Source organism: Streptomyces sp. LARHCF249 (assembly GCF_052871255.1).
Genome location: NZ_JBIXJQ010000006.1, coordinates 184,334 through 201,806, shown reverse-complemented (window position 1 = coordinate 201,806; position 17,473 = coordinate 184,334). Strand labels below are relative to the sequence as shown.

Here is a 17,473-nt window from a genome sequence, read left to right as displayed (position 1 = left end):
ATGATGAACGAGATGTCGATGGACCGGCAGGCCGTGTTCGCGGACTACGAGCGCGCACGGCAGACCTTCCACGACCTGCTCGACCGCGCCACGAAAGCCGACCTCGCCCGTCCCACCCGCGGTACCCGCTGGACCAACGAGCAGCTGCTGTGGCACATGCTGTTCGGCTACATGGTCGTCCGGGCGCTGCTGGTACTTGCCCGCATCTTCGGACGGCTGCCGCGCAGCGCCGGCAAGGGCTTCGCCCGGGCGCTGAACGCTGCGACCATACCGTTCGACTGGGTCAACTACGTCGGTCCGTGCGGGGCTGTAAAGGTCTTCGGGCCACGCCGGACCGGGGCCGCGTTCGACCGGGTCATCGACTCCCTGCACCGGCGGCTCACGATGCAATCCGATGCCGACCTGGCCCGAGGTATGCACTACCCCGTCCGCTGGGACCCGTTCTTCCAGGACTTCATGACGCTCGCGGACATCTACCGCTACCCGACCCGGCACTTCGACTTCCACCGCCACCAGCTCACACTGAACGGCGAGCTCAACTGATCCGCGGGCTCCGACGCTCGAGCAGGACCACGTCGCGCCACACGCCGCGGTGGAGTCCGATGCGCTCACGGGTGCCGATGACACGGAAACCGGCTCGCTGGTGCAGGGCCAAGCTCGCGGTGTTCTCGGGGAAGATCCCGGACTGGATCGTCCACATGCCCGCCTCCTCCGTCGAGGCGATCAGCGCGTCCAGCAGCGCACGGGCGACTCCGCGGCCCCGGGCGCGGGGGTGGACGTAGACGGAGTGCTCGACGACGCCCGCGTAGGCGCAGCGGTCGGAGACCTTCGAAGCCGCCACCCAGCCGAGAACCTGCCCGTCAGGGCCGATCGCGCCGAAGCGGTGCTCGGCCAGCTTCGCGGCGTCGAACTCCGCCCAGCTGGGGGCGCTGGCCTCGAAGGTGGCGTTCCCCTCGTCGATCCCGGCTTGGTAGATCGCCAGGACCCCATCCGCGTGCGCCCAGGTCAGAGGCTCGATGTGCAGGCTCACGCCCCACCGGCCCGCGTCAGGAGAGCGCCCATGGCGGCGAGAACGGCGGGCTCCACCCGGTAGAAGACCCAGGTGCCGCGCCGCTCGGAGGAAAGCAGCCCGGCCTCCTTGAGCTTCTTCAGGTGGTGGGAGACGGTCGGCTGGGAGACGCCCACGTCCGAGATGTCACACACGCAAGCCTCGCCGCCCTCATGCGAGGCGACCAGGGAGAACAGTCGCAGCCTTACGGGATCGCCGAGCGCCTTTAACATCACCGCACTCCGCTCGGCCTCGTCAGCCGTCAGAGAGCGTTCGGTAAGGGGCGGGCAGCAGGGGGCCACGACCTCCGGCTCCAGCAGTGGCAGCAGCTTCGCAGTGGACATGCATCCATCATCCGATGAGATTCGACGAATGTCTATGTTGACGAATATCGATCCAGGGTCCACCCTGGTGGCATCGAGACATCGACGTCTATCGAATCAATAGGGGAGCCTGCCGTGACCACACCCACCGAAGCCCTGCCCGTCATCGTGATCGGTGCCGGCCCCGCCGGCCTCGCTGCGGCTTCCCACCTGGTCGAGCGCGACATCGAGCCCCTGGTCCTGGAGGCCGGGCCCGCCGCCGGCAGCGCCGTACGCGAGTGGGGCCACGTGCGCCTCTTCTCCACCTGGTCCGAGCTCGTGGACCCGGCCGCCGAGAAGCTCCTCGCGCCCACCGGCTGGACCGCCCCCGAAGGTGCGACCTACCCCTCCGGCGCTGACTGGGCCGAGCAGTACCTCCAGCCCCTCGCCGACGTCCTCGGCGACAAGGTCCGCTACGGCTCCACGGTGACCGGCGTCTCCCGTCTGGGCCGCGACCGCATCGTGGACGCCGACCGCGAGGCCCAGCCCTTCACCGTCAGCGTCCTGAACGCCGACGGCACGGAGGAGCGCCTCACCGCCCGGGCCGTCATCGACGCCTCCGGCACCTGGTCCACCCCCAGCCCCATCGGCGGCGATGGCCTGCCCGCACTTGGCGAGAAGGCCGCCGCCGACCGGATCTCGTACCGGATCCCCGACCTCAAGGACCCGGCCGTCCGCGCCCGCTACGCCGGCAAGCGCACCGCCGTGATCGGCTCCGGAGCCTCCGCCTTCACCGCCCTCGCCTACCTGGCTGGCCTCTCCGAGGAGGACTCCGGCACCCACTCCGTCTGGATCCTCCGCCGCGGCATCAGCGGCTCCACCTTCGGCGGCGGCAGCGCCGACCAGCTCCCCGCCCGCGGCGCCCTCGGCCTCGCCGCCAAGGCCGCCGTCGACAACGGCCACGCCGACGCGGTCACCGGCTTCCGCACCTCCGCCGTCGAAAAGACCGGCCACCAGTTGGTCCTGGTCGGCGAAGACGGCCGCCGCCTGGACCCCGTAGACGAGGTCATCGTCCTCACCGGCCTGCGCCCCGACCTCACCTTCCTCGACGAACTCCGCCTCGGCCTCGACGAGCGCCTCCAGGCCCCCGTCGACCTGGCCCCGCTGATCGACCCGAACCAGCACTCCTGCGGCACGGTCTACCCCCACGGCGTCAAGGAGCTCTCCCACCCGGAGAAGGACGTCTACCTGGTGGGCATGAAGTCCTACGGCCGAGCCCCGACCTTCCTCGCCATGACCGGCTACGAGCAGGTCCGCTCCATCGCCGCCCACCTCGCCGGAGACCACGAAGCCGCCGAGCGCGTCGAACTCACCCTCCCCGAGACCGGAGTCTGCGGCGGCGCCGGCCTCTTCGACCAGCCCGCGGCGGCCGAGGAGACCAGCGGCGGAGGCTGCTGCGCGGCCCCGGCCACCCTCACGATCGGCGCCCCGGCCCCCTCCGGCGGCTGCTGACCTCCGTGCCAGACACCCGGGCCGACGCGGCCGCGACCGGGACAGGGGTCCGGCCGCGCGCCGCCCTGCCCGCCCTGTGCGCCACACAGATCACCAGCTGGGGCATCGTCTACTACGCCTTCCCTGTCCTCAACTCCCGGATCACGGCCGATACCGGCTGGTCCCCGGCCGCCACTACCGCGGCCTTCTCCGGCGCTCTGCTCGTCTCCGCCGTGGCGGGCATCCCCATCGGCCGGATCCTCGACCGGCGAGGACCGCGTGCGGTGATGACCGTCGGCTCCGTGCTCGGAACGCTTGCCCTGCTGGTGATCGCGGCCGCCCCCAATCTCGCTGTGTTCAGCGTGGGTTGGCTGCTCGCGGGCGTGGCCATGGCCGCCACCTTTTACCCGCCCGCCTTCGCCGCCCTGACCCGCTGGTGGGGCCCGGACCGCATCCGCGCCCTGACGATCGTCACCCTCGCCGGCGGACTCGCCTCCACCGTCTTCGCACCGTTGACCGCATCTCTAGCCGAGCACTTGAGCTGGCGGGCCACATATGTGGTCCTCGCGGCGATCCTGGCCGCAGTCACGATCCCCGCGCACGCCCTGGCGCTTCGTGCCCCTTGGCCGGCCGCCCCACCGCCTGCACCCGCTGTTGGTCGCACCCCCATTCCCCGCAGCCGCCCCTTCCTCCTCCTGGCCGCGGCCTTCACCCTCTCCGGCTTCGCCATGTACGCCGTCGTCATGGGCCTCATCCCACTCCTCACGGAACGCGGCGCCACGCCGCTCCAAGCCGCCTGGGCCCTCGGGCTCGGCGGAGCGGGCCAGACCCTCGGCCGCACCCTCTACGCGAGCCTGGCCGCCCGCACGTCAGTCACCGCCCGCACGACCACCCTCGTCGCCCTTGGCGGTGCGACCACCGCAGCCCTCGCCCTCATCCCCGGTCCTGTACCCGTCCTGGTGATCCTCGCGGTCCTGGCAGGAGTGGTCCGGGGCAACCTCACCCTCCTCCAGGCCACCGCGGTCACCGATCGCTGGGGCACCGTGCAATATGGCCGCCTGTCCGGGCTCCTCGGCGCCCCGGCCCACATCGCCGCAGCACTCGCCCCGTGGGCGGGCGCCGTCCTCGCAGGCCCGCTCGGCGGACACCAACACCTCTTCCTGCTCCTCGCAGCACTGTCCCTCGTAGCCGCGATCCTCTCGCTCGGAACCGTCCGATCGCGGAAGAGCACTGGGGACTGGGGCTGAGCCATTCGTCAGCTGAGTCGGACTAGTCGGCCACGAAGGTGGCTGCGCGGAAGGCGTCCCGGATCTCCGTGAGGGGGTCGCGGTCGCGGGTTAGGCGGATCTTGTTCGTGAGGAGGACGGCCCAGCGGCTCTGGGTGGGACTGATCCACATGCCGGTGCCGGTGAAGCCGTAGTGGACCCAGACGGCTTGGGCGGGGTCGGTGCCGGGGGCGGGGTGCCAGAAGAGGCCGCGAGCGGGGGTGAGGTCCCTGGTGTGGATTCGGAGGGATTCCTTGATCCAGGTGGGTCCGAAGGCGGCCGGGGTGGGGGCAAGCATGTGGCCCAGGAAGAGGGCGACGTCGTCAAGGACGGAGAAAGTGCCAGCGATGCCGCAGACGCCGCCGAGGAGGCGGGCGGAGAAGTCGTGGGCGGTGCCCTTGAGATGGGTTCCGGTGGTCTCGTCGTACTCGGTGGGGGCACACCGGGCAGCCTCGGCGATGGGGAGGGGGCCGAAGCCGGTGCGGGTCATGCCCAGGGGGTGCCAGATGCGGTCGGTGGCGAGCTGCTCCAGGGGATGGCCGGAGAGGTATTCGGCCAGGTAGCCGAGGACGAGGGCGGCTCGGTCCGTGTACTCGACGGCTTCCCCCGGCCGGCGGTGAAGTGCTTCGTGGAGGACTCCGTCACGGATGTCCTGGGGGTCGGTGCCGTAAAGGTTCTTGAGGTTGGCGCGCAGGGGCAGCCCGGCGGTGTGGGTGAGCAGGTGATAGGCCGTGGCCTCGGCCAGGGGGTGGCCCACGACCTCTTCCCAGAAGGCGCCCAGCGGGGCGTGGAGCTGCAGTTTCCCCTCTTCTACGAGGGTGCCGATGGTGGACCAGACGGCGAGGATCTTGGTGAGGCTGGCGACGTCGAAGACGGTGTCCAGCCTCATGGGCTCGTCGGGCCGGTCGGGGTCGAGGAGGCCGACGGCTCCGCTGGCCTGGATGCCGTCGGCGGCCCCGACCGCCCACACCGCGCCAGGGTAGACCTCGTCGCGTACTCCGGCCTGCAGGAGGTCTTCGATCCGGTCGCTGGTGTGGGTCATGGTCTCCCGATCGTCGTGGGTCGCGGGTGGTCCACTGGCCAGGTTAGTGACGCGGCCAGGGCAGTGCCCGCTGCGCCACAGGCGGGGTCAGGCGAGCCGTCGGCCGAGGTCGGAGATGGCTGCGACGGTGGTGCTGAGAGGGAAGCGGGCGGCGTTGGTGCGGCCGGATGCCCGGAGCATCTCCAGCAGGCCGGGGGTCGTGCGCAGGCGGTGGAGATCGTGGGCTGCGGTGGTGGCGTTGGTGAAGTCGGTTGCCAGGCCGCTGCCGGAGAGGGCTTCGCTGAGTCCGGGGACCGGTTGGTAGAGGACAGGGAGTCCGCAGGCCTGGGCTTCGAGCGCGACGAGCCCCATGGCCTCCAGGGTGGTTGAGGGCACGGCAAGGACGTCGTGGTCGGCGAAGACCTTCCAGAGCTGTTGCCGGCGGAACCAGCCGAGGTAGCGGACGTGGACACCATGCTGGCGGATGACCGGCGTGAGGTCGTGGAACTGGGCGCGTGGGGCGGCGATGCTCAGCTCGACCGAGGGGGTGGCCGAGATGGCTTGCAGGAGGGGTTCGAGCCCCTTCTCGGAGCTGAGGCGCCCGGCGAAGAGCACTCGCAGATGGCTGGCGGGGCGCCGGGCGGGCCGGGGTGGTGGGCTGGTGAGGAGGTGGTCGGGGACGCCCCAGGGGATCTTCTCGATCTTGCGCCTGTCCGTCTTGGGAGTGAGCTTGAGGAGGCGGTCGGCCATGGCACCGGTGGGGACGACGATCGCGTCGGCTTCGGAGGCGGCCTCGCGCAGGACGCGGAGCTGGGTGCTGTGGTTCTCGGCATACAGCAGGTCGGTTCCGTGGACGAACGCGATCCGCGGGTGGGCGGGCAGCGCCCGCAGGAGAGCGGGGGTGGCGCCGAAGGCGAGGTGGTGCAGGTGCAGGATGCCGATCTGACGCGGGTCGATGGCGGTCGTCATGGCGTGGCGCAGGTTCGTGATGTACCGGCTGAAGGCGGGTCCGCTGATGGACTTGCCCGAAGCGTGGAGGAGGTCGAGGCCGGCGGGCGTGCGGGGTCGGGGACCGTCGGGAGCGAGCATGAAGGCACGGGCGGGGATGGCGGGTTGTGCGCCGGTGTAGAGGTCGAGGAAGAGTTCGACGCTGCCGCCAGGGCTGGGGTACGGCAGGTCGAGAGCGGTGGCGACGAGGGCGTTCATCGGCGGCCTCCGGGGTTCTCCTCGTAGAGGCGCGATGTTTCGATGCCTTCGCTGGTGCGGTACTTGAGGCCGTGTTGCTGGTAGCTGGCGGGGGAGCCGTGGGTGCGGAGGAAGACGAGCTTGCCGAAGGTCATGCCGGGCCGGACGCGTACGGGGCGGGTGGCTCGGATCTCCAGGGTCCAGCGGATCGCGTGGCCCTGGTGCCCGAGCGGCGCCGATACGTGGACCCAGATGCCGAGGGATCCGGTGGTCCGGTCGCCGTTGAGGAGCTGGGCGTAGGTCTCGGAGCCTGTGCGCTCCAGGGTGTGGCCGAGGTAGAGGTGGCCGGGCTCCAGGACGTATCCGTCGTCGGGGAGGGCAAGCTCGCGGAAGGCGGTGGGAACGGCGGCGTCGAGGTCCCCCTCGCAGACCCGGAGGTTGCTTCCCAGTCGCCAGTCGTACGCGTTAGGGGAGAGGCGCCTCGGGTCGTACGGGTCGATGGCGAGGTGGCCCGCGGCGTGGGCGGCGGCGATGGCACGTCCGGTCAGGATCACGACGCCGCCTCCGACGCGTCGAGGTCGCGCCAGTAGGCGGAGGACTGGGGACCGGAGGCCGCCTGGTACTTGCCCGCGTACAGGTCTACCGCGCCTTCGGAGACGAAGAACATGATCTGCCCGATCCTCATCCCGGCGTAGACACGGACGGGACGGGTTGGGGTGAGCATCAGCGTCCACTGGCCGTGGAACCCGATGTCCCCGATCGGTGCGGTGATCTCGACGAAGAGGCCGAGGCGGCCCACGGAGGAACGGCCGAACAGCAGCGGGACAAAGCAGTCGGAGCCCACCTCCTCCTGGGTGTGCCCCAGGTAGAGCTCGCCGGGCTGCAGCGTGTACCCGTCGTCACCGATCTGGATGCGGCGCGTGGGATTGGGGCGATGGGAGTCCAGGACCTCCTCCGTGTAGGTGAGAAGGACCGGTCCAAGGCGGACGTTGTAGCTGTTCGGGTTGACCTGGGTGGGCAGGAACGGACTGATGCGCAACCGCCCGTCCTGCGACGCGGACGTGATCTCGGGGCCGGTCAGGATCACTGGTCGTCTCCGTTCGTCAGCATGCTCCGGATCGCCGAGCCGAGGCCGAGGCCGGCGGGGTGGGTGCGGCCGTCGAGGCAGCTGTCGGCCAGGTAGTCGGTGGTCAGCACGCTCGTCAGACCGGCCGGAAGGGGGTTGGGGGAGGTGACGAGCGGGCCGACTCGTTCGGTGAGGTGGGCGACGAGGGCCTCGGGGTCGTGGCGGTGGGCCGGCGCGACGCGGGCCTCGACCAGGGTGTTCGCGAACGGCTCGATGGCCAGCAGGTCACCCGTGGTCAGGACCTCGCCCAGCAGTGTCGTGCGAACGGTGGTCTCGTTCAGGACGACCGCCTCCCTGCCCAGTCCGCTGTGGAGCCGGTCGGCGACGGCCTGGAGGAGGGCCCGGCGGTCGAGCTGGTGGTTCCGGTAGGGCTTCGCGATCCGTCCGAGGGGTTCGGCCAGCTGGGCCTCGACCGTGGCCATGCGGTCCCGCAAGGAGGCCAGCTCGAGTGGCAGGTCCGGTGCTACGGCCTCGGCGGAGTCTGGGAACAGGGCCGTACGTCCGACCCAGCCGACGGAACCGGGCGCCGCGATGGCGTAGCCGACGGCGAGTTCGCGGCCCTTGAGGACGACGGTGTTGCCGACGCGGGCAGGGCCCGTGTGCCGGCTGTGGCAGTGGCCCGCGAAGATCGCGTCCAGGAAGGGGCAGGCTTCGGCGAGCTTGAGGTCTTCCTCGAAACCGGAGTGGCTGAGGAGCACCCAGGAGTCGACCTCGTGGTGGTGCGCGAGCATCAGTTCGCGCAGCGCTTGCACCGGGTCGGTTGCCCGGCGTCCGGACCGTTGGCCGACGGGGATCGAGTCGAACGCCTGGAGACCGATCACCCCGGTGACGGCCGTACGCCGACCTGCGACCTCCACGATGCGCAGGCGCCGGAAGAGGGAGTTTCCGCTCGCAGTGTCGACCGTGTTCGCGCACACGGTCCGCCGGTGGAGCACCGGCTCGAAGTAGTGCGGCCAGCCGTGATTCCCCGGCGCGATGACGTCGTACAGGCCGAGCAGGATCTCCCGTTCCAGGGCGCCCTGGCCAAGCCGGTAGTAGCCGGTGCCCTCGAAGAAGTCACCGCAGTCGACCAGGAGATTGTCCGCTCGCGACTGGTGAAGGTGGCCGAGCAGTAGGTCGCCCGCGCCGAGGGCGGAGTGGACGTCGGTGGTGGCCATGATCTGGATCACCGAACGGCTCGCGGTCATGGGGTGACCTCGCAGATGTCGGCGCCGAGGTGGAGGAGCTTGCCGGGCAGGTCGGCGTGGCCTCGGCGGAGCTGGTCCACGCCGCCGAGGGTGGTGATCCCGCGGGCGGTCAGAGCGGCGACCATCAGGGCGGATCCGGTGCGGATGTCCGTGGCCTCGACACCGGCGCCGGTCAGGCGCTGCGGCCCGGTCAGCCGGCACTCGGTGGGCGAGATCTCCTCGATCTTGGCGCCGAGCCTGGCCAGCTGCGGAAGCAGGTTGCCGTGTCGGCCCGGGTTGATCGAGTCGGCGAACAGGTGTGTGCCGGGCTGGCTCAGGGCGAGGGCCATCAGCGGGGGCTCGAAGTCCGCGTCCAGGCCGCCCGGCGACAGGGTGGCGATGGCCTGCAAGGGCTGGCCTGCCGGCCGGGCGTTTCCGCCATCAACGAGGAGGGCCTCACCTTGTATCGAGATGGGGATGCCCAGACGCTGGAGCGCAGCCTGCAACGGCACGAGGTCGCGCCCGCGGATGCCCTCGATCCGCGCGTTGCCCCCGGTGGCGGCCACGGCACAGGCCAGGGTCCCCGCCTCGATCTTGTCGCCCGGTACGCGCCAGGCGGGGAGCTCGGCGGGGACCACCGCGGTCGTGAGGTCGAGGACCTGCTCACTGACCCGGGCCTCCCAACCCGCCGAGCCGAGGGCGTCCAGGACAGCGAGGACTTCCGGCGACAGGTTCGGCAGACCCAGGCGCAAGGCCCGGCCGGAGACGACCGCACGGAGCACGGCGGCGATCGTCGCGCCGCGCGACCGGAAGGGCAGCGCGAGGGAGACCACGCCGGTACGCCGTTCACCGGCCTCGAGGATGTAACCGGCGTCCTGGACGGTCACGCGGTCGCCGAACGCCTCGTAGACCTTGAAGTGCAGGTCCATCCCGCGCTCCCCGATCCGGCAGCCACCGGGCCAGGGCAGCCGGGCGCTGCCCTGTAAGGCGAGGAGGGCGGGCACCAGGTAGTAGGAGGCCCGGATGCCCGCAGCACGGCCCAGATCGGGAGCAGTGGGGCGGGCCTCCGGTGCCATGACCAGCAGACTTCCCTGCTGCCCGACGGCCTGAGCGACATGCCAGCCGGCCCCCTGGAGCAGCGCCAGCATGGCCTGGACGTCGGCGCTGGCCGGGACGTTGTCCAGCTGGACCGTCCGTCGCACGGCCGCCGCGGCGGCCAGCATCGGCAGGGCGGCGTTCTTGGAGCCGTCGACGGTGACGGAGCCGGACAGAGGGCTCCCAGGCCGTACGGCGATCACCTCTGGGTTCGATGCAGAGGCTTGGGTGAGTGCCACGGTCAACTCCTCCTGGAGGGGTGCGGTCCCACCAGGCAACCGGTTCGTGGACGGGCTCCGCGATGCCCTGTGCGGGGGCTGCATCGCTTATGCACGTTGTGCATGGCGGGCAAGTTCCCTGCCGCTAGGCTCGGTTGTGCAGGCAGGATCGGTCTCGGCAGAAGGGGCCGTGGCGCAGATGGCCGACACACAGGGCGAGGCACACCGCATCGGTGAGCTGCTCCGCCAAGCGCGGGTCTTACGGGGCCGCTCACAAGCGGACGTGGCCGCCGATCTGGGCTACCACCAGTCGAAGATCAGCCGCCTGGAGGGCGGGCGCGGAACCGAGGACATCCGAGTCCTCCGCGACGTCGCTCGGGTCCTGCGGATCCCTCCGGCCCACCTCGGGCTGGCGGAGACCGCCCTGGAAGCCGAGCCCGACGATCCGGAGACCGAGGACATGCTGCGCCGCCGTACCCTGCTTGCCGCCAGTGTCACCATGCTCGCTACCCCCGTACCCGCGGCGGTGGCGCATCCGGCCCTGGTCCAGGCTCTGCTTCCCGGCGCACTGCCGGCTTCGACGACCGAGCCGCCCTCCGCGGAACAGCTTCGGCAGCGAGCCATGAACGTGCGGCGGCTTCTGACCACATGCGACTACGCGGAGCTGGAGCGAACGCTTCCCGGCCTGATCACGGATCTGCGCCAAGCGGCCCGCAGTTCAGGGCAGCCGGAGGAGGTGTCCCGCTTCCTGGCCACTGCTTACCAGACCTCGGCCAGCCTCTTCCTCAAGCGGGGAGACGCGGGTACGGCGTGGCTCGCCGTCGGCCGGGCCATGGCCGAGGCGGAGCGCTTCGGTGACCCGCTCGTCCTCGCCGCCAGCGTTCGGCTCCAGGCGCACGTCCTGGTGCGTGAGCAGCACGCTCGCCAGGCGGTCACGCTGATCCAGCACACCGCTTCCCAGCTCACCGGCTCGTACGACCGCCGCTCTCCGCACCATCTCGCCGTCCTCGGCCTGCTCCTGCTTCGCGGAGTCACGGCCGCGAGCCGCACCGGCGACCGAGCCGCGACCAGTGAGTTCGTCGCCGAAGCGAAAGAGGTCGCGCAGTACATCGCTCTGGACCAGCCCGACGTCTGGGCCAACTTCAGCCCGACCAACGTCACGCTGCACCAGATCAGCGCCGCCGTGTCCTTCGGTGACGCCGGCATCGCCCTCGACGCGGCCCGCCCGCTCATGCGCCGCCACATCCCGGTACCCGAGCGCCGAGCCGCCCTCTGGATCGAGACCGCCCGGGCCTACGCCCAGCAGGGTCGTCTCGCCGACGGCTACCAGGCCCTGCGGATCGCCGAGACATGCGCCGCCCAGGACGTGCGCCGTCCTGCTGTCCGCGAACTGGTCGCCGACATGGCCGCCCGGGACCGCCGTCGTACGCTGCCAGAGCTCCACCACTTCAGCCGCCGACTGGGAGTACCCGCGTGACCGAACCGCAGCGCAAGCCCTTCCTGTACGTCGTCGTGTGCGCGGCCGGGGTGGCTGACGATGTCGGCAGACTGATCAGCGCCGCACGGGAGCGGGGCTGGGACGTGGGTGTGGTCGCGACACCCCAGGGGCTCGGCTTCCTGGACGCCGCGGCTGTCGAGGCCCAGACCGGGTACCCGATCCGCTCGGCGTGGCGCTCACCTGGCGAGGCAAGGCCGTTCCCGCCGGCCGACGCCATTGCCGTCGCACCGGCCACCTTCAACACGGTCAACAAGTGGGCGGCCGGGTTCGCGGACAACCTCGCCCTCGGCATCCTGTGTGAGGCCACCGGCATGGCAGTCCCGACCGTGGTCCTTCCGTACGTGAACAGCGCCCTCGCCGCTCACCGGGCGTATCAGAGAAGCCTGGCCGAGCTCCGCGAGATGGGCGTCCTGGTCAGCAGCTACCAGCCCCACCCTCCCAAGTCCGGCGGAGGCGCTGACCGCTTCCCCTGGCTGGAGGCGGTCGAACTCCTGGCCCCAGCAATCCATACCGAGGCCGAACGTCCTTGAAGCGCGGCGCAGTCGGGGAGAACCGTGCCGATGCTCTGAGACTTCGGGCTACTGAACGAGGTGGAGCACGGGCCGTTGCTCCTGGACGCCGAGCAGATCTCGAACCCGCTTGTTGGTCCAGGCCAGTTCATGTGCCAGCTCGGACACCGAGAGATTCGTTTCCTTGGCCGCCAGGTCGAAGGCCTGACCGAGCAGCGAGGGCTGCTCACCGGAGAAGTTCGAGACCGATTCCGGCGTGAAGCCGGGCTGGCCATCGAGTGCGCGCAGGCGCTGGTACGTCCTGCTGGCGGTGGCGTCAGAAATCAGTCCGAGCTCACGGCATCGGTAGATGAGCGACTGGAGGGAGACCCCCCAGACACCTCGCAGCTCAGCCAGCCGAGCTATATCCATCCGCCTGGGCAGCAGGGGCAGGATGCTGGACTCGGGCGTCAGGAACTCGGCCGCGAAGGCATCGGCCTCCTTCTCCTGGCGGCTGTCACCGGTGGCGTCGCCGTGAAGGACGAGGTGGCCCAATTCGTGGGCGGCGGTGAACCGGTGGCGATAGATGTCGTCCGCCCGATTGGCGGTCAGGACGACGAGCGGCCGCGCGGCCCGAGTGGAGAACGCGTCCACGCTTGCAGTGGAAGGATCACTCGCAGGCGGCATCACCACCACGATCCCGTGGGACTCCATCCGCCTCACGAGGTGCGTGACAGGGCCGTCGCCGAGACCCCAGCGCTTGCGGAGCTCGCGGGCGGCGGACGCGGGATCGGTGGACAGCTCCTCGCCGGGGTGGACCTCCCCGCCGGCGAAGCCGGGCAGATCCACGAGAGGCAACTGGATCCGCTGTTCCAGCGCGTAGGTGAGCTCCCAGACCTGTTCGGCGAAGGCGAGAGCGCGCTCTCGCTGGGACTTCGGCGTACTGCGCAGGCTTCGGAAGTGCGCCATGGAGGCGTCGAGCCGGTTGGCCGGCCTTCCCAACAGGAAGAACGTCACCGGAACCCCGAGGATCTCCGCGAGACGGGGAATCAGGTCAGGCCGTGGCTTGGAGACCCCCGTCTCGTACTGACCCACCGCGGCAGGTGTCACTCCGAGCTGCGCCGCCACGTCCTTCTTCGTCATCTCCGCCAGCCGACGGGCTTGGGTCAGCCGCGTGGGATCGAAGCCGTCGGAGATGGCACGCGGCGTGGCGCCTCGTTCTTCCGTACCGGGAATCAGGTCTTGCTCAGTGAGTCGCATCGTCTTCGCTGGTCTGGTCCTCGACGGGTTCTGCCTCGGTCTGAGCGGGCACGTGCAGGGCCCGGTCCGAGGCGGTACGAGAGGACAGCGTAAGGGTGGGTTCGGTTCCGTCGGCAAAGCTGGTGTGCGCCGTGATCTGACCCGGGATGATGATCGGCCGCGACGTGTACGAGGTGACCGCCTGCGGCAGGTGGAGTGCCTCGGGATCTGTGGTCCACTCCAGCTGCTGGTTCATCCCGAGAGCGGCGATGCCCCAGTACGCCTCCAGCAGTTCGGAGGCGTTGCAGGCGAAGGGCACCAGGATCAGCTGGGTGTCCGGCGGTATCGTGGCCAGGGCGCCACGCGGTTCAGTGACTGTGACAGCCGTCCCGAAGTCGAGGTCGAACGGGTCCTGGGTGTGCTTCGGCGTCGGCGCGAAGGTGAAGAGTTCCTTCACCAGCTGCGTCTCGTTGGGGATGCGCGCGCTGCGTACGTCGGACTTGGTCTTGGCGTACCGGAACGGGTAGATCAGTCCGTTGCCGATGAGCATCAGCTCGTAGGGGAACCCGAAGGGCTGGACCGCACGGGCGCCCGGCAGGCCCTTGAGTTCGTCCTGCAGCCGCTCGTACTGGTTCTCGTACCGGCTGGTGCCGTAGGCGCGAGTGGTGCGAGCTGCGCCTTGTTCCTGTGCGGCCTGAGCGTTGGCCTGCATGTTGCGAAGGCCCTGTCCGACGCCGAGGCGTACAGCTGCGGCCTGATCGCCGAACACGTCGGTCGCCCACGGCGACGGAGGCACACTCATGCGGACGACTCCTAGGGTCGGACTACGCATCGAAGCATTCCAGTGCGGCCCTGACTTTAGTTGATGTCGAACTTTTTGCACAACTGCTTCTATGCTCGGCGTGTTCGACCTCAGGGGCCCATCGCCGAGCGAGGTCTGCCGCATTGGCGCCGGGCGTCCCCCCGCGTCGCTGAACGTCGTTCATCACTGCGCAGTCCGTCCACGTCGATGGTGGCGGGCTGCTGGACGGAAGCCGTCAACAAGCAAGGAGACAGACCGACATGATCGAACGGGTCCGAGCCGTCCTCGTCACCGCGGACGACACGATGCTGGTCATCCGCCGCACCAAGCCGGACGTCCCCGAGTACTGGGTGCTACCCGGCGGCGGGGTCGAGGAGAGTGACGAGTCTCGGGAGGCCGCCCTCCACCGGGAGATCCACGAGGAGATCGCGGGGGAGGCCGACATCGTCCGCCTCCTGCACACGACGGAGTCCGACGACGAGCGTCAGCTCTTCTACCTCGCCCGCATCGCGACGTGGTCATTCGAGGACCGCACCGGCCCCGAGTTCAGCGCCGAGGGACGCGGCGAGTACGCGTTGGAGGAGATTCCGCTGACCGTGGAGGGGCTGGACGGCATCGACCTCAAGCCCGAGGAGATCGCCCACGTTCTGCGGGGCGCTATCGGCGCCGGCATGCTCGGGGCTGGGGTCGTGGTCTAGCCGTACGGCATGCGGACATGCGGACATGCCACCGGGGCCAACGCGGAATCGCGTTGGCCCCGGTGGGCGGTGTTGGTCAGAAGGTGTACGCGGTGAAGCGGCGAGGCGGCTCGATCATGCGGCCAAGCAGCTGGTCCAACTGGGCCTTTTCGGCCTCGGTCATGAGCTCGACGGCATTGCCGAGGGTCTTGGTGCTGAGCTGGTCCATGAACGGTGCGAGGAACTGCTGGAGGGCTTCCGGAGCCTGCTCCTTCGTCCGCAGATACTCCATGTAGCGGGTGTGCTGTGCAGCGAAGTCTTCGAACTCCGCGCGGGTGGCATTCAGGGCGGTGGCCTGTTCCTCCTTGGTGAAGGGGCGGCCGTCTATGTGGGACCAGGTGTTGGTGTCCCGCCGGAGTTTGAAGTCCGAGTCGCAGAGCAGGGCGACGACGGCGGGCCGGATTTCGGTTTCGGGCATGCGAGTGCTCCTCGAAGGTGTGCGGGAAGGGCGATATTTCAAGTGTCTGGAGATTCCCCGGTTTGGCTGACCGGGGATCGTCGGCTATGTTGCGCCGCGCGCTCCGGTCAGCGGTGGCGGAAAGGCTGTGAGGCCTGGGCGATCGGGTGCCCCGCGCCGAGGGGGCAGGTGGGAGCGGCCGGGCGGGCCTGGCTGCTCGTGCCGCCCATCGAGCACGCTGTTTCCGGTGCGGAATTTGGTTTGGGCATACGTGGATTCCTTGCGGGGTGATTGGTGGTGATGCCTTCAATTCTCCGGAGGATTCGGGAATTCGATAATCCCGGATCGTCGGATACAAGGGGCGCCGCGATGGGTCGGCTCAGCGACGGCGGGTGTTGTCGCTGGTGACCTTGCTGGCCGTCTGCGTGGTCGATGGCGGCACCGAGACACGGTCAGTACGCACGATCTGGGAGGACGCGGTGACGGGGTCTCCGGGTAGTTGCGCGAGGTGCCGGAGCCGCCAGACGAGGACATCGCTGATGGAGGCGGCGCTGGCCAACTCCCTGCGTTGGGTGGCTTCGGTGAGTAGAACGACGGGGCTGTGGCCGGCGGCTTGGGCCTCGGCGAGGGTGGCTGCCAGGGCCGGCCAGCCGGGCTCGGCCAAGATCTGTTCTGCCAGGTCTGGGACGGCGTGTCGCAGGGCCGCCGCTTGCTGGTGCTGCAGGGGCCGGGACATGAGTCGGCCCCGCTGCTGGAGGAGGGCCATGGGCTGGGCCGCGGCGGCTTCGTAGGCAGCCCGGAGATGGTCGGCTGCCTGGAGGGCGGCGACGGCTTGCTGGGCGTGGTTCTTCTTGGCGTGCCAGGCGGACGCCGCTACGGCGAGGAAGAACGCCATGTCGATCAGCATCGCGCCCGTGGCACCGTCTTCACCTCGCCCCATGGCCGGACCGCTGTGCACGAGATCTCGGGCAGCCTGCCGTAGGGCCTGGTTCTGGCCGCGTTCGGCGCGCACGTGGGAGCGGGCCGCCCGCTCGAAGGCCGTGGCTGCTTGCCGCAGCTGGGCGCGGGTGTGGGCGGCGGAGGTCTTGGCGAGGGCGTCGAGGATTTCGCCGGCGGCGGCGAGCTGGGCGGCCACGGTTCCGTCGTCTCCGTGATCGATGAGGAGCACTGCCTGCCAGACGGCTCCCGTGGCGTGGCGACGAGCGGACGCGGGGCGGCTTGCCTGGGCGGGCGTCGGCCGGGCCGGGGCTCCGGTCCAGCGTTCGCGGAGGCGGGGAAGCGAGAGGTCGGGCGCGAGCTTGGACCCCGAATAGTGGATGGGCGCCCCGTCCTTGTTGCGGTCCTCGGGCAGGGCGACGGTGTAGCCGAGGGTGTCGCCGGAGGGGGCGGTGCGGAGCTTGATGAGGAGGCCGGCGGTGGCGAGGCGGTCGAAGAACTCCGTCTCCGAGGCGGTGCCGGCGGCGGCTCGCCGGACCGTCTCGCGCAGTTCCTCGCGGGCGGTACGGTCCCGGCCCCGGCGCTTGGCCTTGTGCTGTTCGGCGCTGGTGGGGCGCTTGGCGGCGGTGCCGTCGCCGGGAGCCACGCGGTAGAGGTCGTAGTCGGCCTCGATGCGACGGCATTCCGCCTGGGCGCGCTTGCCGGAGCGGTGGTGGTCGGGCTTGCGGCCGTCTTCGCGTACGAGGGTGGCGATGAGGTGGATGTGGTCGTCGGCATGGCGGATGGCCGCCCAGCGGCAGCCCGCGCCGTCGCCGGGGTCGATGCCGGTGGCGGCGATGACGCGACGGGCGATGTCCGCCCACTCGGCGTCGGTGAGCGTGCGGTCGCCGGGGGCGGCACGGACGGAGGCGTGCCAGACGTGCTTGTCCGGGCGGGTGCCGGCGGGGAGGAGGTGTAGGGGTTCGTCGAGGAGCTGCTGGAGATCACCCTCGGCAGCGCCCGGATCGCGGCCGGGGTCGGGGGCGAGGCCGTCGAAGGAGGCGACCAGGTGCGGGTCGATGTGCTCTTCGCTCCGGCCGACGCCGAAGAGGTAGGCGATCAGACCGGCGGTGTCGCCGCCCTGTTTGTGGATGGAGGGGATCAAGCGGCTTGGGTTCCTTCGGGGTTGATCATGCGGGTGGTGATGTGGCGGATGTCCTCGACGGCGCGGAGGACGGCGGCGATGGTGTCGTCGAGTCCTTCGGGGGCGATGCCCAGGTGCAGGGCTTTGGCCGTCTGGTTGAGGTTGTTGTTCGCGATGCCGAGCTGGCGGCGCAGTGCGAACAGGGCGGTGAGGACGTCCTGCTCGGTGGCGATGACGGCAGCGGTGCGGTTCAGGTCGCGGGCAGCGGCGAGTGTGCTGTGCGCGAGGAAGCCGGCCAGGGTCATGCCGACGGCCGCTGCGCCGGCGGAGGCGAGC

The 17,473-nt window shown here is 70.2% G+C and carries 19 protein-coding genes; 6 read left to right on the top strand and 13 right to left on the bottom strand.

Annotated features, from left to right (window positions below; genetic code table 11):
- The gene (locus tag ACIPUC_RS18875; RefSeq protein ID WP_446590693.1) at positions 1 to 543 is read left to right on the top strand and encodes a DinB family protein; all 543 of its coding nucleotides are present in this window, start codon (positions 1 to 3) and stop codon (positions 541 to 543) included.
- On the opposite strand, the gene ACIPUC_RS18870 is transcribed toward ACIPUC_RS18875, so the two are convergent.
- Positions 536 to 1,030 carry an N-acetyltransferase family protein gene (locus tag ACIPUC_RS18870; protein WP_446590691.1) on the bottom strand — a complete coding sequence of 165 codons (495 nt, stop codon included), beginning with the start codon at positions 1,028 to 1,030 and terminating at the stop codon, positions 536 to 538. The two genes, ACIPUC_RS18875 and ACIPUC_RS18870, sit on opposite strands and share 8 nt — an antisense overlap.
- Complete coding sequence (locus ACIPUC_RS18865; protein ID WP_446590690.1) at positions 1,027 to 1,392, bottom strand: ArsR/SmtB family transcription factor; 366 nt, start codon at positions 1,390 to 1,392, stop codon at positions 1,027 to 1,029. The genes ACIPUC_RS18870 and ACIPUC_RS18865 overlap by 4 nt, the downstream gene beginning before the upstream one ends.
- A gap of 114 nt (positions 1,393 to 1,506) precedes the next feature.
- Here ACIPUC_RS18865 and ACIPUC_RS18860 point away from each other — a divergent pair, with 114 nt between their 5' ends.
- Complete coding sequence (locus ACIPUC_RS18860; protein WP_446590688.1) at positions 1,507 to 2,862, top strand: NAD(P)-binding domain-containing protein; 1,356 nt, start codon at positions 1,507 to 1,509, stop codon at positions 2,860 to 2,862.
- Between the two features lie 5 nt (positions 2,863 to 2,867).
- Positions 2,868 to 4,088, top strand: a complete 1,221-nt coding sequence (locus ACIPUC_RS18855) for an MFS transporter (protein WP_446590686.1) — start codon at positions 2,868 to 2,870, stop codon at positions 4,086 to 4,088.
- 22 nt (positions 4,089 to 4,110) lie between these two features.
- Here the strand turns inward: ACIPUC_RS18855 and ACIPUC_RS18850 are convergent, their stop codons facing one another.
- From ACIPUC_RS18850 to ACIPUC_RS18825, 6 genes are all read right to left on the bottom strand, one after another.
- Positions 4,111 to 5,148 (bottom strand): serine hydrolase domain-containing protein, encoded by a 1,038-nt coding sequence (locus ACIPUC_RS18850; protein WP_446590685.1) that lies wholly within the window; start codon positions 5,146 to 5,148, stop codon positions 4,111 to 4,113.
- Between the two features lie 87 nt (positions 5,149 to 5,235).
- Positions 5,236 to 6,333: a glycosyltransferase family 4 protein gene (locus ACIPUC_RS18845; RefSeq protein WP_389697144.1), complete on the bottom strand. Its 1,098-nt coding sequence runs from the start codon at positions 6,331 to 6,333 to the stop codon at positions 5,236 to 5,238.
- Positions 6,330 to 6,866: a dCTP deaminase gene (locus ACIPUC_RS18840; RefSeq protein WP_037793183.1), complete on the bottom strand. Its 537-nt coding sequence runs from the start codon at positions 6,864 to 6,866 to the stop codon at positions 6,330 to 6,332. The genes ACIPUC_RS18845 and ACIPUC_RS18840 overlap by 4 nt, the downstream gene beginning before the upstream one ends.
- On the bottom strand, positions 6,863 to 7,399 hold the full coding sequence (gene dcd, locus ACIPUC_RS18835; protein WP_037793181.1) for a dCTP deaminase: 537 nt from the start codon (positions 7,397 to 7,399) through the stop codon (positions 6,863 to 6,865). Before dcd ends, ACIPUC_RS18840 begins: the two co-directional genes overlap by 4 nt.
- On the bottom strand, positions 7,396 to 8,625 hold the full coding sequence (locus ACIPUC_RS18830) for a metallophosphoesterase (protein WP_446590683.1): 1,230 nt from the start codon (positions 8,623 to 8,625) through the stop codon (positions 7,396 to 7,398). Before ACIPUC_RS18830 ends, dcd begins: the two co-directional genes overlap by 4 nt.
- Positions 8,622 to 9,902 carry a UDP-N-acetylglucosamine 1-carboxyvinyltransferase gene (locus ACIPUC_RS18825; protein WP_446591160.1) on the bottom strand — a complete coding sequence of 427 codons (1,281 nt, stop codon included), beginning with the start codon at positions 9,900 to 9,902 and terminating at the stop codon, positions 8,622 to 8,624. The genes ACIPUC_RS18830 and ACIPUC_RS18825 overlap by 4 nt, the downstream gene beginning before the upstream one ends.
- A gap of 214 nt (positions 9,903 to 10,116) precedes the next feature.
- On the opposite strand from ACIPUC_RS18825, the gene ACIPUC_RS18820 reads away from it, so the two are divergent.
- A complete protein-coding gene (locus tag ACIPUC_RS18820; RefSeq protein WP_446590682.1) occupies positions 10,117 to 11,394 on the top strand; it encodes a helix-turn-helix domain-containing protein in 1,278 nt (425 codons plus the stop codon).
- Positions 11,391 to 11,945, top strand: coding sequence for a flavoprotein (locus tag ACIPUC_RS18815; RefSeq protein WP_446590681.1), 555 nt, complete (start codon positions 11,391 to 11,393; stop codon positions 11,943 to 11,945). Before ACIPUC_RS18820 ends, ACIPUC_RS18815 begins: the two co-directional genes overlap by 4 nt.
- A 48-nt stretch (positions 11,946 to 11,993) precedes the next feature.
- On the opposite strand, the gene ACIPUC_RS18810 is transcribed toward ACIPUC_RS18815, so the two are convergent.
- Positions 11,994 to 13,163, bottom strand: coding sequence for a helix-turn-helix domain-containing protein (locus ACIPUC_RS18810; protein WP_446590680.1), 1,170 nt, complete (start codon positions 13,161 to 13,163; stop codon positions 11,994 to 11,996).
- A complete protein-coding gene (locus ACIPUC_RS18805; protein ID WP_446590679.1) occupies positions 13,150 to 13,944 on the bottom strand; it encodes a hypothetical protein in 795 nt (264 codons plus the stop codon). The genes ACIPUC_RS18810 and ACIPUC_RS18805 overlap by 14 nt, the downstream gene beginning before the upstream one ends.
- Before the next feature lie 260 nt (positions 13,945 to 14,204).
- Here ACIPUC_RS18805 and ACIPUC_RS18800 point away from each other — a divergent pair, with 260 nt between their 5' ends.
- On the top strand, positions 14,205 to 14,642 hold the full coding sequence (locus ACIPUC_RS18800) for an NUDIX hydrolase (protein WP_446590678.1): 438 nt from the start codon (positions 14,205 to 14,207) through the stop codon (positions 14,640 to 14,642).
- Between the two features lie 76 nt (positions 14,643 to 14,718).
- Here the strand turns inward: ACIPUC_RS18800 and ACIPUC_RS18795 are convergent, their stop codons facing one another.
- The 3 genes from ACIPUC_RS18795 to ACIPUC_RS18785 all read right to left on the bottom strand — a co-directional run bounded on the left by ACIPUC_RS18795 (position 14,719) and on the right by ACIPUC_RS18785 (position 17,442).
- Positions 14,719 to 15,099 (bottom strand): hypothetical protein, encoded by a 381-nt coding sequence (locus tag ACIPUC_RS18795; RefSeq protein WP_446590676.1) that lies wholly within the window; start codon positions 15,097 to 15,099, stop codon positions 14,719 to 14,721.
- A gap of 358 nt (positions 15,100 to 15,457) precedes the next feature.
- Positions 15,458 to 17,158: a relaxase/mobilization nuclease domain-containing protein gene (locus ACIPUC_RS18790; protein WP_446590675.1), complete on the bottom strand. Its 1,701-nt coding sequence runs from the start codon at positions 17,156 to 17,158 to the stop codon at positions 15,458 to 15,460.
- The gene (locus tag ACIPUC_RS18785; protein ID WP_446590673.1) at positions 17,155 to 17,442 is read right to left on the bottom strand and encodes a mobilization protein; all 288 of its coding nucleotides are present in this window, start codon (positions 17,440 to 17,442) and stop codon (positions 17,155 to 17,157) included. The genes ACIPUC_RS18790 and ACIPUC_RS18785 overlap by 4 nt, the downstream gene beginning before the upstream one ends.
- Positions 17,443 to 17,473 lie beyond the last annotated feature (31 nt).

Excerpts from the sequence above, each read along its gene's own strand:
- ACIPUC_RS18875 (WP_446590693.1), top strand. The coding sequence starts at position 1 with ATGATGAACGAGATGTCGATGGACCGGCAGGCCGTGTTCGCGGACTAC.
- ACIPUC_RS18865 (WP_446590690.1), bottom strand. The coding sequence starts at position 1,392 with ATGTCCACTGCGAAGCTGCTGCCACTGCTGGAGCCGGAGGTCGTGGCC.
- ACIPUC_RS18850 (WP_446590685.1), bottom strand. The coding sequence starts at position 5,148 with ATGACCCACACCAGCGACCGGATCGAAGACCTCCTGCAGGCCGGAGTA.
- ACIPUC_RS18845 (WP_389697144.1), bottom strand. The coding sequence starts at position 6,333 with ATGAACGCCCTCGTCGCCACCGCTCTCGACCTGCCGTACCCCAGCCCT.
- ACIPUC_RS18830 (WP_446590683.1), bottom strand. The coding sequence starts at position 8,625 with ATGACCGCGAGCCGTTCGGTGATCCAGATCATGGCCACCACCGACGTC.
- ACIPUC_RS18820 (WP_446590682.1), top strand. The coding sequence starts at position 10,117 with ATGGCCGACACACAGGGCGAGGCACACCGCATCGGTGAGCTGCTCCGC.
- ACIPUC_RS18810 (WP_446590680.1), bottom strand. The coding sequence starts at position 13,163 with ATGCGACTCACTGAGCAAGACCTGATTCCCGGTACGGAAGAACGAGGC.
- ACIPUC_RS18805 (WP_446590679.1), bottom strand. The coding sequence starts at position 13,944 with ATGAGTGTGCCTCCGTCGCCGTGGGCGACCGACGTGTTCGGCGATCAG.
- ACIPUC_RS18800 (WP_446590678.1), top strand. The coding sequence starts at position 14,205 with ATGATCGAACGGGTCCGAGCCGTCCTCGTCACCGCGGACGACACGATG.
- ACIPUC_RS18795 (WP_446590676.1), bottom strand. The coding sequence starts at position 15,099 with ATGCCCGAAACCGAAATCCGGCCCGCCGTCGTCGCCCTGCTCTGCGAC.
- ACIPUC_RS18785 (WP_446590673.1), bottom strand. The coding sequence starts at position 17,442 with ATGACCCTGGCCGGCTTCCTCGCGCACAGCACACTCGCCGCTGCCCGC.